This window comes from Synechococcus sp. UW179A (assembly GCF_900473965.1).
GTDB lineage: Bacteria > Cyanobacteriota > Cyanobacteriia > PCC-6307 > Cyanobiaceae > Synechococcus_C.
The window spans coordinates 104,729-117,556 of sequence record NZ_UCNJ01000002.1; the positions used below are offsets into that span (position 1 = coordinate 104,729).

A 12,828-nucleotide genomic window follows, 5' to 3' on the forward strand; every position below is an offset into this window, starting at 1 on the left:
CTCTTGGCTAATTACCGGCACAGATCACCTTCAACCGCACCTGAGCATCGGAGAGGCGCTCCACATGGACCTGATGGCCATCACGACGCAGTCCCGATACCACCATCTCTTCAGGCTCGCCAGGATCAAGATCCACCTGAAGGCACTGGCCGGAAGCCATGGTCTCAAGAGTGAGCCGACAGCGAATGAAATTGAGCGGACAGGGCGTCCCACAGAGATCGAGCTGACGATCGGGGAGACGTTCCATCATGGTCAACGCTGTCCAAACAGACGTGCAAACAGACCGCTCTTGTGGTGATGATGCTGCTCTCCCCTGGCGGAGTGATGACCAGCCAGCTCCTCGAGCAATCCCCTTTCTTCATGATTAAGACGGGTGGGGAGCTTTACATTGACCCTGATGCGCTGATTGCCGCGGGCCACAGGATTACCCAGCTTGGGAATGCCCTTGTTCTCCAAAGTCAGAACAGCATTGGGTTGAGTTCCAGCAGGAATCTCAAGGCTGGTTGGACCATCCACGGTGTCCACTTCGATGGTGTCCCCAAGAATCGCCTGGAGGTAGCTGACCTTCACCTCGGAATGAACCGTCAGTCCATCCCTCTGTAAGGAGGGGTGCGATTTAACAGTCAAAAACACGTACAAGTCGCCAGATGGGCCTCCGCGAAGACCCGCATTGCCCTCACCAGTCACCCTCAGACGGGTACCGGTATCAACACCGGCCGGAATGTTGATGCGCAGCTTCTTGCGGACCTGAGTCACGCCCTGACCGCCACAGGCATTGCAAGGATCAGCAATCACCTGACCACTGCCATTGCAGCTGGGACATTCAGCCACCTGGGTGAAACTACCAAAAGGGGTCCGAGTTGCCCGGCGCACCTGACCGACTCCACCACAGGTGGAGCAGGTGGTCGGACCACTGCCGCTTTTGGCACCACTACCGGAGCATGTACTGCAGGTCTCCAGATGAGGAACACGAATCTCGCGCTCCTGTCCGAACACTCCCTGCTCGAAATCGATCGTGAGGTCGTAACGAAGGTCATCCCCCTGCTGAGGACCTCGACGACGTTGCTGACGACCACCACCGCCGGCCCCACCGAACCCGCTGAAGAAGGTTTCAAAAATATCGGCGAAGCCACCCATGTCGCCCATATCGGGCATGCCAGCAGCACCGCCAAGCCCAGCCTCACCGAATTGGTCGTAGCGACCTCGGGTCTGGGGATCGCTGAGAACTTCGTAGGCGCGACCGATCTCCTTGAAGCGATCTTCTGCGCCGGGATCCTTGTTGATGTCCGGGTGGTACTGGCGAGCCAGTCGCCGATAGGCCCGTTTGAGGGTGTCGGCATCGGCATCCCTGCTGACACCGAGCAACTCGTAATAATCGGCCATCAGCTGGACGTCCCGAAGATCACAGTAAAAGCAGGGGTCTGATCAACGGTTGGCATCTCCCGAAGCCTCCCCCTCAGAAGCGACTTCGGCATCAGAGCTGGACGTCTCGCTGTCGGCAGCCTGTTGTGGGCCTGGCCCCATCGACACCTTGACCATGGCGTGACGCAGGACGCGGCCATCGAGGTGATAGCCGCGCTGCAACTCCTCGATTACGACGTCTTCTGGATGCTCCTCACTGGGCTCGCGCAACACCGCCTCGTGCAGGGTTGGATCAAACTCCTGGCCGACCACTCTCATCGGAGCAACACCAAGCTGTTTGAGCACCTCAACCAGCTGTTTGTAGAGCCCCTGATAGCTGCGGTGAAGCCCCTGGGCTTCTTCCGTCTGAGGATCAAGCTGCTGACGAGCACGCTCGAAATTATCCACAACGGGAAGGATTTCACTGAGAGTGCTGCAGATGAGCTGAAGCTTGAGGTCGTCCTGGTCACGACTCTGACGCTTGCGGAAGTTGTCGAAGTCCGCGGCAATGCGCACGTATTGACCACGCAACACCTCATGCTCCTCTCTGAGCGCGGAGTGTTCCTTCTCGAGCTGCTCAAGACGGGCCTCGTTATCCACGGACTGGGAAGCTGACTCCGATTCGGCTACGCCTTCAGCGGCCGATGCCTCATCCACGACTGATGTCGTGTGCAGAGATTCGTTTGGATTCACGGCAGGTTGCTGGCCGTCGGAACCAGCCGATGACGGATCCTGCGCTGGGGTGGAAGCATCGCCACTCATGCTGACCGGTTGCGAATTCACGTCTAGACATGTTGATAGGTGAGGCAGTCCTCCCACAAGCGGGGGAAGCCCGCACCTTTCTGCGAATTTGATCCGTGAGCGACAAAAGCCGGCCTCTGGAACTGGAATTGCTACTTCAGAGGACTCTTCCAGGCAATCTCGGCATCGCTGATGAACCGGTTCTACTCGAAGAACTGGAGACAATGGGATTTGACCCCGTTCGTCATGCCGCGCTTGCGGAGAGCCTCACGGAGCTGCTCAGCAGGAAACCCGCTGTCAGCGATGAAGCTGCTGCGCCCCACCAGGAACCGGCAATCACGGAAACATCGCAGCAATCCAACGCTGACGTGGCGACCAACCGCCAGCCCACGGCTCCGGAAAATTCAGAAACCGAAACCGTGGCGGAGACCGCCACCTCCTACCTCAAGGATTTCAGCGTCAACGGAGTGCTGGAGGCCGACCCCGATGAGGCGGACGCCGACTCCTCGAGACCGGTCGATCTTGAATCCGGGCTCAACGATGCAGAACGCTCACCGGTGATCGATCTGGTGGATCGCATCCTGATGCAGGCCCTTGATCTGGGAGCCAGCGACATCCATGTGGAGCCTCAGCAGGCCGGACTTCAACTGCGCTTCCGTCAGGATGGAGTGCTGCAGAGCCAGATCGAACCGCTTCCGAGCCGGCTGGTGCCGGCCGTGACCTCCAGGTTCAAAATCATGGCGGAGCTGGATATCGCCGAACGCCGCGTCCCCCAGGATGGCCGCATCCGACGCCGCTTCCAGAACAGAACCGTGGATTTCCGAGTCAACACTCTGCCCAGTCGCTATGGGGAAAAGATTGTTCTGAGACTTCTGGACAGCTCCGCCACTCAGCTGGGTCTCGACAAGCTGATTTCCAATCCAGAAGCCCTGAAGCTCGTGCGCACTTTGGGGTCCAAACCCTTCGGAATGATTCTGGTCACCGGACCGACCGGATCAGGGAAGTCCACGACGCTGTACTCCCTACTGGCGGAACGCAACGATCCGGGCATCAATATCTCCACTGTGGAGGATCCGATCGAATACGCCCTACCGGGGATCACCCAATGCCAGGTGAACCGTGAAAAAGGCTTCGATTTCAGCCAGGCACTGAGGGCCTTCATGCGTCAGGACCCTGACGTGCTGCTGGTGGGCGAAACGCGTGATCTGGAAACTGCGAAAACAGCCATCGAAGCAGCACTCACGGGTCACCTGGTGTTGACCACCCTTCATTGCAATGACGCTCCAAGCGCCATCGCCCGCCTCGACGAGATGGGCGTGGAGCCGTTCATGGTCAGTGCTTCATTGATCGGTATCGTCTCCCAGCGTCTACTTCGGCGGGTCTGCTCCAAGTGCCGAATCGCCTACCGGCCTGATCCCGAGGAACTTGGTCGCTTTGGCCTGATGGCAAGCAACGAGGCAAACGTCAGTTTCTTCCGAGCCAACCACCATGAAGGCGAGACCAATCCCTGCCCCATGTGTCAGGGCAGTGGTTACAAAGGACGCGTGGGGGTCTACGAAGTGCTTCGCATGAATGAGTCGCTGGCGACAACCGTGGCCAAAGGCGCCACCACCGACATGGTCCGCCAACTGGCACTTGAAGGAGGCATGAAAACACTCCTTGGCTACAGCCTCGATCTGGTCAGGGAAGGACACACCACCCTGGAGGAAGTGGGCCGCATGGTGCTCACCGATTCTGGACTGGAATCAGAGCGACGGGCCAGAGCCCTGAGCACACTCACCTGCAGCGGCTGTGGTGGCGGACTCCAGGAAGGTTGGCTGGAATGTCCTTACTGCCTGACCCCACGTCACTGAGGAGCAAGCAATGGAGCTGATGATCGAAGACCTGATGGAAGAGCTGGTGAAAGGCGGAGGCAGTGATTTGCACATCGCCAGTGGCCAGCCGCCCTACGGACGATTCAGTGGGCAATTACGGGCGATGCGTGATGAAAACCTGCTGGAGGAGAGCTGCAACCGGCTGATCTTCTCAATGCTCAACAACAGCCAGCGCAAGACACTGGAACAGACATGGGAACTCGACTGCGCCTACGGCCTGAAGGGTGTGGCCCGATTCAGAGTGAATGTTTATCGCCAGAAAGGCAGCTATGCGGCCTGTCTGAGAGCGCTCGGCAGCTCAATCCCAAGCATTGAAATGCTAAACCTGCCACCGGTGGTGGTTGAAACCAGCAAGCGACCAAGGGGTCTGGTGCTGGTCACCGGACCCACAGGCTCAGGCAAGACGACCACCCTGGCCGCACTTCTGGATCACATCAATCACTCTCGCGCCGAGCATATCCTCACGATCGAGGACCCAATCGAGTTCGTCTACAGAAGCGACCGAAGCCTGGTACACCAGCGCCAGCTCAATGAAGACACCCGCAGCTTTGGCAATGCGCTCAGGGCAGCACTTCGGGAAGACCCTGACGTGATTCTGGTGGGTGAGATGCGTGACCTGGAGACCATTCAACTGGCGATCACCGCCGCCGAAACAGGTCGTCTGGTGTTTGGAACTCTGCATACCAGTTCCGCAGCCCAGACGGTCGACCGCATGGTGGATGTGTTCCCGCCCGCACAGCAGACTCAGATCCGCGTGCAACTGTCCGGAAGTTTGGTGGCCGTCTTCTCGCAGACGCTCTGTCGTCGCAGCAATCCCGAGCCTGGACAGTTCGGCCGGGTGATGGCGCAGGAAATCATGATCAACACTCCGGCCATCGCCAACCTGATCCGCGAAGGCAAAACCGCTCAGCTTTATTCACAGATTCAGACCGGAGGCGAACAGGGGATGCAGACCTTGGAAAAGGCGCTGGCCAATCTGGTAACTCGCGGGGACATCAACCTCCAGGAAGCACTAGCCAAAGCCAGCAAACCTGCTGAACTTGAGCGACTTGTGAGCAGCTGAGAGGTCAAGCCCCACCATGGCCACGTTCACTGCCACCTACACCTCCGCGACCGGTCAGGAGCGGACCGTGACGGTCAAAGCCAACGATGTAACCAAAGCGAAGCGTCAGTTGAGGCGACGAGGCATCAAAGCCACAGAGTTGCGTGCCAACGAAAGCAGTTCCAGACGAAACAGAAAGAAGGGAACTGCTGCCAATACCGATGGGACATCCGGCGGGGGCTTTCTCTCCATGGATCTGGGAGAAGCCTTCCAGAAACCTCCGGGAGTGAAGGATAAAGCTGTCTGGGCTAGCAAGCTGGCGGCGCTTGTGGATGCAGGGGTGCCGATCGTGCGCAGTCTTGATCTGATGGCCACGCAACAGAAGCTGCCGATGTTCAAGAAAGCGCTCATCGCTGTGGGCATCGAGGTGAACCAGGGAACAGCCATGGGAGCAGCGATGCGCCAGTGGCCGAAGGTGTTCGATCAGCTGACGGTGGCCATGGTGGAAGCTGGAGAAGCTGGCGGGGTGCTCGATGAATCCCTGAAACGGCTGTCCAAACTCCTGGAAGACAACGCACGGCTGCAGAACCAGATCAAAGGTGCAATGGGCTACCCAGTGGCGGTGCTAGTGATCGCGATTCTGGTGTTCCTGGGCATGACCATTTTTCTGATCCCGACCTTTGCCGGTATCTTTGAAGATCTGGGCGCAGAGCTGCCTCTGTTCACCCAGCTGATGGTGGATCTAAGCAAGCTTCTGCGTTCTTCAGCGGCCCTCGTTTTCGCCGGTGGCCTGCTCATAGCTGGCTGGTTGTTCAGCCGCTACTACGCGACTGATAAGGGCCGACGCGTTGTGGATCGCTTGACGCTGAAGCTGCCGCTGTTCGGTGATCTGATCATGAAAACCGCAACCGCCCAGTTCTGCCGGATCTTCAGCTCACTGACCAAAGCCGGTGTTCCGATCCTGATGTCACTGGAAATCTCCAGTGAAACAGCGGGAAATTCGATTATTTCCGATGCCATCCTCGACTCCAGAGCAATGGTTCAGGAAGGCGTTCTGCTGAGCGCGGCACTGACGCGGCAGAAGGTTCTGCCGGACATGGCCCTGAGCATGCTCTCGATCGGCGAGGAGACCGGCGAAATGGACCGGATGCTTAGCAAGGTGGCCGACTTCTACGAAGACGAGGTGGCCACATCCGTTAAGGCACTCACATCGATGCTTGAACCGGCAATGATCGTGGTGGTAGGAGGCATTGTGGGCTCGATCCTGCTGGCGATGTATTTGCCGATGTTCAGTGTGTTTGATCAGATTCAGTAGCGAGCTTCTGGGGTTTCGACAGCCGCAATCGCCTGTCCCGCCAGCCAGCCGCCGCTCCAGCAGGCCTGAAAGTTAAATCCACCGGTGACACCATCCACATCCAGCAGTTCGCCTGCGACATAGAGCCCTGGACAGCGACGACTTTCCATCGTGGCCAGGTTCACTTCACCTAGGGCCACTCCACCAGCAGTGACGAACTCCTCACCAAATGGGCCCCGACCCTGAATCAGCAGCCGCTGAGCGCAGAGAATGTCGACCAGATGACGCTCTGCCTTCGAGGGCAGATCCGCCCAACGGCGCTCACCATTTAGATCAACGGAAGACAGAAAGGCCTGCCACAAGCGACGCGGCAAGTGTTCAAACGGATTGGCCGCAATCAAACTGCGTCGAGCCTTGTCCAACCGCCACTGCCGCAGCCTCTGCTCCACACCCTGGCGGCCAAGCCCGCCACTCCAGTCCACCTTCAGTTCGCCCTTGTAGTGGCTTTGATGAAGCGCCCTGGCAGCAAAAGCGGAGAGACGCAGAGTTGCGGGACCACTGATTCCACGATGAGTGATCAGCACCCGGCCGGTCTGCCGGAAGCGCTGATCCCCGAGCTTCAGATCGAGGCTCACGTCATCAATGGCAATACCGCTGCAGGCAGCAAGTGCTTTGGTACGCAGCGACAGGCTGAACAAAGAGGGAACCGGCGGAACGACTTGATGACCGAGGGACTCCGCAATCTGTCGACCACTGGGATGACCACCGGTGGCCAGCATCAGCTTGCGAGCCTTCAATGGCTGCTCCAGCCCACGCCCTTCAACCACAAAACCGCCATCCGTCTGCGCTGCAACCTGCTGCACCATCACTTTGGTCCGCAGCTGCACACCCACCGCAGTCGCAGCGTTCTGTAAGCAGTGGATCACCGCCTCCGAACGGTTCTGCTGCGGAAACATGCGTCCGTCAGGTTCCTCAACAAGGGTGAGGCCATGCTCATCAAACCAGGCAATCGCATCACCACAGGCAAAACGACTGAATGGGCCCCGCAAGGGCCGACTGCCACGGGGGTAATGGCTGGAAAGTTCCGCCGGATCCCAGCAGGCATGGGTGACATTGCAGCGGCCTCCACCACTGATACGCACCTTCTGAAGTGGCTCCGGTGTGGCTTCAAGAACCACAACCTGGCGCAGACCCTGCTCTGCAGCGGTGATCGCTGCCATGTAGCCGGCAGGACCACCGCCGATCACAATCAGGTCAAGCGGCCTGGAAGCGCAGTGCGACGCCGTTGTTGCAGTAGCGCTTGCCGGTGGGCCTGGGACCGTCATTGAACACATGACCCTGATGGCCGCCGCAGCGGCTGCAGTGGTATTCCGTGCGCGGAACAATCATCTTGAAATCTACTTTCGTGTCGATGGCACCTGCCAGGGGCTGCCAGAAGCTTGGCCAGCCAGTGCCACTGTCGTACTTGGCCTGCGATGAGAACAGCGAAAGATCGCAACCAGCACAGTGGTAAACACCCGATCTCTTCTCGCTGTTGAGCGCACTGGTGAACGGGGGCTCGGTCCCTTCCCTGCGAAGCACCTGATACGACTCTGGAGATAAACGTTTCTTCCACTCCTGATCGGAGAGATTCCACTGGGAATCCGACGCATCAGAGGCCGCAGAAACCTGCTTCGGAGCCCGGAAAACACCAACCAGACCTGAAACCGTGGCAACCAGCATGGAGCGTCTGCTCAACAGCCACTTTTCGATGGTGGAGGGCATCACTGATAGCGCGTTATTGCTCAAACCGTTCTAGACAACTCGGAACCAGGAACCAGGCAGCATGGAGGGATGGATTCCCTCACCAGAACAGATCGGGAACCTTGCTGGCGCTTCAGCATCGCTCCAATGCTGGACTGCACAGACCGGCATTTTCGCCAGCTGATGCGCCAGATCAGCTGTCATGCACTGCTGTATAGCGAAATGGTGGTGGCCCAGGCGCTTCACTACACCAAGCGAAGGGAACGCCTGCTCGACTTCGATATGGAGGAGCATCCGATCGCCCTGCAAATTGGCGGTGATCAGCCACAACTGCTCGCAGAGGCCGCTCGCATGGCAGCGGACTGGGGCTATGACGAAATCAACCTCAATGTGGGCTGCCCAAGCCCTCGGGTTCAGGCCGGCAATTTCGGCGCCTGTTTGATGGCAGAACCCGAACGAGTGGCTCGCTGTGTGGAAGCGATGGTATCCGCCACTGGCCTGCCGGTGACGGTGAAACACCGTGTTGGTATTGATGATCTCGATAGCGACACCCTGCTCACTGCTTTTGTGGATCAGGTGGCGGCGGCTGGTGCCACCCGCTTCAGCGTGCATGCACGCAAAGCTTGGCTGGATGGCCTCGATCCCAAACAGAACCGCACGATCCCTCCGTTACAGCACGAGCGGGTGATCGCGCTCAAACAACGAAGACCTGAGCTCATGATTGAACTGAACGGGGGACTCGACACCCCGGAGCAGTGCCTGTTGGCTCTGAATCATTGCGACGGCGCGATGGTTGGCAGGGCCGCCTATGCCCATCCTCTGCGCTGGTCAACGATGGATGCCCTGATCTATGGCGATGCCCCAAGGACCGTGAAAGCCTCGGACGTGATCACAGGCCTGATGCCCCATGCCGAACGTCATCTGGATCGGGGTGGCCGTCTGTGGGATCTCTGCCGCCACCTGGTGCAACTGGTGGAAGGGGTGCCCGGCGCTCGCCACTGGCGGCGCGATCTAGGCGAGCAATCCCAGCGTGCTGGGGCAGACCTAAGAGTGTTGGAACGTTCAGCCCAGCAACTCACAGATGCCGGGCTCTAAGCGGTGAACTGGACAAATTGGTGACTCAGCCTTCGGCACCGCCATAACCGCCGTAGTCATCTCCACCATTGTCGCCGCTGCCGTAGCCACCACCGCCATCGTTCTGGGAAGCACCACCACGACGACGACTGCGGCGACCCTCTTCAAAACCACCTCCGTAAGGAGAACCTGACTGGTCGCCAGCGCCAGCAGCTCCACCGCCGCTGTAACCGCCACCGGACGAACCGCCTCCATAACTGCGATCTTCCCAACCACGGGCACCAGAACGACGATCGCCGCCGCCGCCGCCGCCGTAGCCACCACCGCCGCCGCCGCCGTAGCCACCACCGCCGCCGCCGCCGTAGCCACCACCGCCACGACGTGGTGCACTTCCGCGGGGCTCAGCTTTGTTGATGCGAAGGGGACGACCCATTAACTCAGCGCCCTGGAGAGCTTCGATCGCCGCGGCCTCCGCCGCTTCATCGACCATCTCCACGAAGGCGAAACCACGTTTGCGACCGGTGTCACGCTCAAGAGGAAGGGCACAGTTCGTGACCTCTCCATGAGCTGCAAACAGTTCGATTACGTCTTCCTGCTCAGCGCGGAAGGGCAGATTGCCGACAAAAATGCTCACTTGACTGCTGGACCTGAAGAGAAAGGACCCAATCGGATCAGACAAGCCATCGGTTCACGATCCATAAAAGGGTCAATGACCTCTGGCTTACTCAGCGTAGACCCGGTCTCGCGAAATGATCATTGATTCGCTAACTCAAGCCGCTCGCTCCAGAGCGCCAGCTGCTCCTCGACACGCTCAAACCCAGTGCCGCCCTCGCTTAGGCGAGCGGCAACAACCTGACGGGGCGCGAGAGCATCAAAAAGGTCAGCATCAATGGAGGGATGAAACTGCTGCCAACGTTCAAGGCTCAGATCACGCAGCAACAGTCCATCGCTTAAACACTGCTTCACCACTGAACCAACGATCTGATACGCCTCGCGGAATGGGACCTGTCGGGCCACCAGATAATCGGCCACATCGGTGGCATTGGAAAAATCTGAACCGACAGCGGCTTCCAGCCGATCAGGACGAAAGCTCAACCCTTCCTCGATCAGGATCGTCATCGCCTCGATGCACTGAACGCTGGTGTTCACCACATCAAAAAGAGCTTCCTTGTCTTCCTGAAAATCCTTGTTGTAGGCCAGCGGCAGCCCCTTGATCATGGTCAGCAGCCCCTGTAGATGACCAAAGACCCGCCCGCACTTGCCACGAACCAGTTCAGGAACATCAGGATTCTTCTTCTGCGGCATCAGGCTGCTGCCAGTGGCGCAACGATCACTCAGGCGCACAAAACCACATTCCTCGGAAGCCCAGAAGATCACCTCCTCAGCCAGACGGCTGAGATGCACCATCAACAAGGATGCAGCAGCTGAGAACTCCACGGCGAAATCGCGATCACTCACAGCATCAAGGCTGTTGGCATAAATGTCGTCGAATTCCAAGGCTGTAGCGGTGCTGCGCCGATCAATCGGCACCGGCGTTCCAGCCAGGGCTGCGGCACCTAGGGGTGAGCAGTTAACGCGCTTACGCACATCCTGAAACCGTTGACGATCCCGCTCGAGCATCTCGACGTAAGCCAGCAGGTGGTGCGCCAAACAAACGGGCTGCGCCCTCTGCAAGTGGGTGTAACCAGGAATCAGCGTGTTGCGGTTGTCAAGCGCCTGACGCAGGAGAGCAGCCTGAAACATCCGCACCTGAGGGTCGAGCTCATCGATTCGACGACGAAGCCACAAACGCAGATCCGTGCCCACCTGATCATTGCGACTGCGGCCGGTGTGCAGCTTTTTTCCCACCGGCCCCAGCAGTGCAATCAAGCGGCGCTCGACAGCGAAGTGCACATCCTCATCGTCGAGGCCGGGATTGAAGCTGCCGGCAGCCGCTTCTGCGCGGATCTGTTCCAAACCGCTGCAGAGCTGATCAGCCTCCGCGGACTCAATGACGCCGCACTCAGCCAGCATGCGGGCATGGGCCACTGAACCATCCAGATCCTCCTGAAGAAGATGGATGTCGAACCCGATTGAGGCATTGAACCGTTCGATCGCCGGATGCAGTCCCTGTTCGAAACGGTCACTCCAGGTGGCGGAACCTCCGCCCGTCACTCCACCTGCCATGGCCCACCCTCAACACAGATCCGTTCAGCTTGTCAGGCCGGAGACCGTGGAACCGATGGCAACATCACCTCTTCCCGAACCTTGAGAACCACCATCGATGCATCATCCTCGAGCTGTCTGTCAGCCCCTACAAAGCGATCAAGACGACCGAACAATTGATCAAGGATTCCCTGCGAACCAGTACCCGAACGACAGGCGGTCTCGAGGTTGCGGATCAGACGCGCTTCATCAAAGCGATCACCGGTCAACCCCGGAGCCTCGGTGACGCCATCGGTGTAATACAGCAGCACATCGCCGGGTTCGAGCACCGTTGAACCACTTGCGTATTCCGCCTCAGGCTGTAGACCAATCAACAAGCCCGGTGCATCCAGACGACTGATGCAGCGTTGCTGTGCTCGCCAGATCAAAGGTGGATTGTGCGCAGCATTGGCAAAGCGAAGTCGACGCGTTCGCGGATCAAAGTCCGAATAGAACAGCGTCACAAAGCGATGGGACTGGGACAGATCCTCAAGCGCGAGCTGATTGAGGTCATGAAGGATTCGGTCCGGCGGTAATCCACTCAGCACCTCCGCACGCAACATGCCACGCAGCATGGTCATCAACAGACCTGCTGGAACGCCCTTGCCCATCACATCGCCCATCACCAGTGACCAGCGACCACGCTCACGACGACGACCGATCAACTCTGGACGCGTAGGGATGAAGTCGTAGTAATCACCACCCACCTGAAAAGCCGGGCGGCAACGGGCCGCCAGTTCGACACCCTCAATGACCGGACAATGATCCGGCAGCAACTGGGCCTGAATCTCGGCACCGATGCTGAGCTGGCGATCCATTCGCTCGTGCAGACGAGCCTCCTGGAGCATCTGATCGTTTTCGATCGCTACACCAGTGAGATCTGCCACCAGCTGCACATTGCGCCGATGGGCATCACTCCAAACCAGCGAGCCAGAGGTGTTGAACACATAGAGACGTCCGCGCTGACGACCTCTGGCCACAAGAGAGGTTGCGAACACGCCGGCCGATCCAAGGTGACTCTGCACCAATCGATCCAGGCCAAGCACGAGGGCATCATCGGAGCCAAACCCGGCCGAACGTCCTGGTTCATGGTTGATCACCGCCTGCAGCAATGTCTCCGAACGCAGAACGGACAGCATCTGTAACTGGTCAGTCCACAGCCGCCCATCGGCCTGATACGGGATCAGCAGTGCCCCATCGACCCCGACTAGACGAGCAGCCACAACGGGCACAAGCTCCAGGAACCGATTGAGGTTGGTGAAACTGCGCAGGGCAAAACCAATGGAGACCAGCAACTCCTGATTGGCGCGCTGTTCCTTGGAAAGACTGTCGAGCAACTGACGCAGCGATGTTGTCGCTGTCAGAGAAGAAGGCCCGGCGCGAAGTGGTGAAGCCGGATGGCGCCTTGATGGATTGCTGCTCACGGCAACCCCTGGCAGGACCCGCAAGGTAGCAACTCTGACTGGAGAAAGCTG

General features: G+C 58.8%; 12 protein-coding genes. 4 read left to right on the forward strand and 8 right to left on the reverse strand.

Annotated features, from left to right (window positions below):
- Positions 1–7: 7 nt before the first annotated feature.
- The 3 genes from DXY31_RS00525 to grpE are packed head-to-tail and all read right to left on the reverse strand — an operon-like array spanning position 8 to position 2,163.
- The gene (locus DXY31_RS00525; protein ID WP_114990527.1) at positions 8–250 is read right to left on the reverse strand and encodes a sulfurtransferase TusA family protein; all 243 of its coding nucleotides are present in this window, start codon (positions 248–250) and stop codon (positions 8–10) included.
- Positions 251–252: 2 nt separating this feature from the next.
- A complete protein-coding gene (dnaJ, locus tag DXY31_RS00530) occupies positions 253–1,383 on the reverse strand; it encodes a molecular chaperone DnaJ (RefSeq protein WP_114990530.1) in 1,131 nt (376 codons plus the stop codon).
- A gap of 42 nt (positions 1,384–1,425) precedes the next feature.
- On the reverse strand, positions 1,426–2,163 hold the full coding sequence (grpE, locus tag DXY31_RS00535) for a nucleotide exchange factor GrpE (RefSeq protein WP_114990534.1): 738 nt from the start codon (positions 2,161–2,163) through the stop codon (positions 1,426–1,428).
- A 95-nt stretch (positions 2,164–2,258) separates the two neighbouring features.
- Here grpE and DXY31_RS00540 point away from each other — a divergent pair, with 95 nt between their 5' ends.
- Genes DXY31_RS00540 through DXY31_RS00550 form a run of 3 tightly spaced genes read left to right on the forward strand, consistent with a single transcriptional unit; the run spans position 2,259 to position 6,373 of the window.
- Positions 2,259–3,995: an ATPase, T2SS/T4P/T4SS family gene (locus DXY31_RS00540; RefSeq protein ID WP_114990537.1), complete on the forward strand. Its 1,737-nt coding sequence runs from the start codon at positions 2,259–2,261 to the stop codon at positions 3,993–3,995.
- A gap of 10 nt (positions 3,996–4,005) precedes the next feature.
- Complete coding sequence (locus tag DXY31_RS00545) at positions 4,006–5,079, forward strand: type IV pilus twitching motility protein PilT (protein WP_114990542.1); 1,074 nt, start codon at positions 4,006–4,008, stop codon at positions 5,077–5,079.
- Positions 5,080–5,095: 16 nt separating this feature from the next.
- Complete coding sequence (locus DXY31_RS00550; protein WP_114990545.1) at positions 5,096–6,373, forward strand: type II secretion system F family protein; 1,278 nt, start codon at positions 5,096–5,098, stop codon at positions 6,371–6,373.
- On the opposite strand, the gene DXY31_RS00555 is transcribed toward DXY31_RS00550, so the two are convergent.
- Both DXY31_RS00555 and msrB read right to left on the reverse strand, forming a co-directional pair.
- On the reverse strand, positions 6,367–7,572 hold the full coding sequence (locus DXY31_RS00555; RefSeq protein WP_244279429.1) for an NAD(P)/FAD-dependent oxidoreductase: 1,206 nt from the start codon (positions 7,570–7,572) through the stop codon (positions 6,367–6,369). The two genes, DXY31_RS00550 and DXY31_RS00555, sit on opposite strands and share 7 nt — an antisense overlap.
- A 34-nt stretch (positions 7,573–7,606) precedes the next feature.
- Positions 7,607–8,116, reverse strand: a complete 510-nt coding sequence (msrB, locus tag DXY31_RS00560; RefSeq protein ID WP_114990553.1) for a peptide-methionine (R)-S-oxide reductase MsrB — start codon at positions 8,114–8,116, stop codon at positions 7,607–7,609.
- A gap of 69 nt (positions 8,117–8,185) precedes the next feature.
- Between msrB and dusA the strand changes: the two genes are divergently transcribed.
- Complete coding sequence (dusA, locus tag DXY31_RS00565) at positions 8,186–9,190, forward strand: tRNA dihydrouridine(20/20a) synthase DusA (RefSeq protein ID WP_114990557.1); 1,005 nt, start codon at positions 8,186–8,188, stop codon at positions 9,188–9,190.
- A gap of 25 nt (positions 9,191–9,215) precedes the next feature.
- Here the strand turns inward: dusA and DXY31_RS00570 are convergent, their stop codons facing one another.
- The 3 genes from DXY31_RS00570 to DXY31_RS00580 form a co-directional block, all read right to left on the reverse strand.
- Complete coding sequence (locus DXY31_RS00570) at positions 9,216–9,803, reverse strand: RNA-binding protein (RefSeq protein WP_114991072.1); 588 nt, start codon at positions 9,801–9,803, stop codon at positions 9,216–9,218.
- Positions 9,804–9,922: 119 nt separating this feature from the next.
- Positions 9,923–11,335 (reverse strand): argininosuccinate lyase, encoded by a 1,413-nt coding sequence (gene argH / locus DXY31_RS00575; protein WP_114990561.1) that lies wholly within the window; start codon positions 11,333–11,335, stop codon positions 9,923–9,925.
- A gap of 32 nt (positions 11,336–11,367) precedes the next feature.
- Positions 11,368–12,777: a PP2C family protein-serine/threonine phosphatase gene (locus DXY31_RS00580; protein ID WP_114991074.1), complete on the reverse strand. Its 1,410-nt coding sequence runs from the start codon at positions 12,775–12,777 to the stop codon at positions 11,368–11,370.
- Between the last annotated feature and the right edge of the window lie 51 nt (positions 12,778–12,828).

Coding starts and splice junctions, on each gene's coding strand:
- dnaJ (WP_114990530.1), bottom strand. CDS start 1,383: ATGGCCGATTATTACGAGTTGCTCGGTGTCAGCAGGGATGCCGATGCC.
- DXY31_RS00525 (WP_114990527.1), bottom strand. CDS start 250: ATGATGGAACGTCTCCCCGATCGTCAGCTCGATCTCTGTGGGACGCCC.
- DXY31_RS00545 (WP_114990542.1), top strand. CDS start 4,006: ATGGAGCTGATGATCGAAGACCTGATGGAAGAGCTGGTGAAAGGCGGA.
- msrB (WP_114990553.1), bottom strand. CDS start 8,116: ATGCCCTCCACCATCGAAAAGTGGCTGTTGAGCAGACGCTCCATGCTG.
- dusA (WP_114990557.1), top strand. CDS start 8,186: ATGGATTCCCTCACCAGAACAGATCGGGAACCTTGCTGGCGCTTCAGC.
- grpE (WP_114990534.1), bottom strand. CDS start 2,163: ATGAGTGGCGATGCTTCCACCCCAGCGCAGGATCCGTCATCGGCTGGT.
- argH (WP_114990561.1), bottom strand. CDS start 11,335: ATGGCAGGTGGAGTGACGGGCGGAGGTTCCGCCACCTGGAGTGACCGT.
- DXY31_RS00555 (WP_244279429.1), bottom strand. CDS start 7,572: ATGGCAGCGATCACCGCTGCAGAGCAGGGTCTGCGCCAGGTTGTGGTT.
- DXY31_RS00550 (WP_114990545.1), top strand. CDS start 5,096: ATGGCCACGTTCACTGCCACCTACACCTCCGCGACCGGTCAGGAGCGG.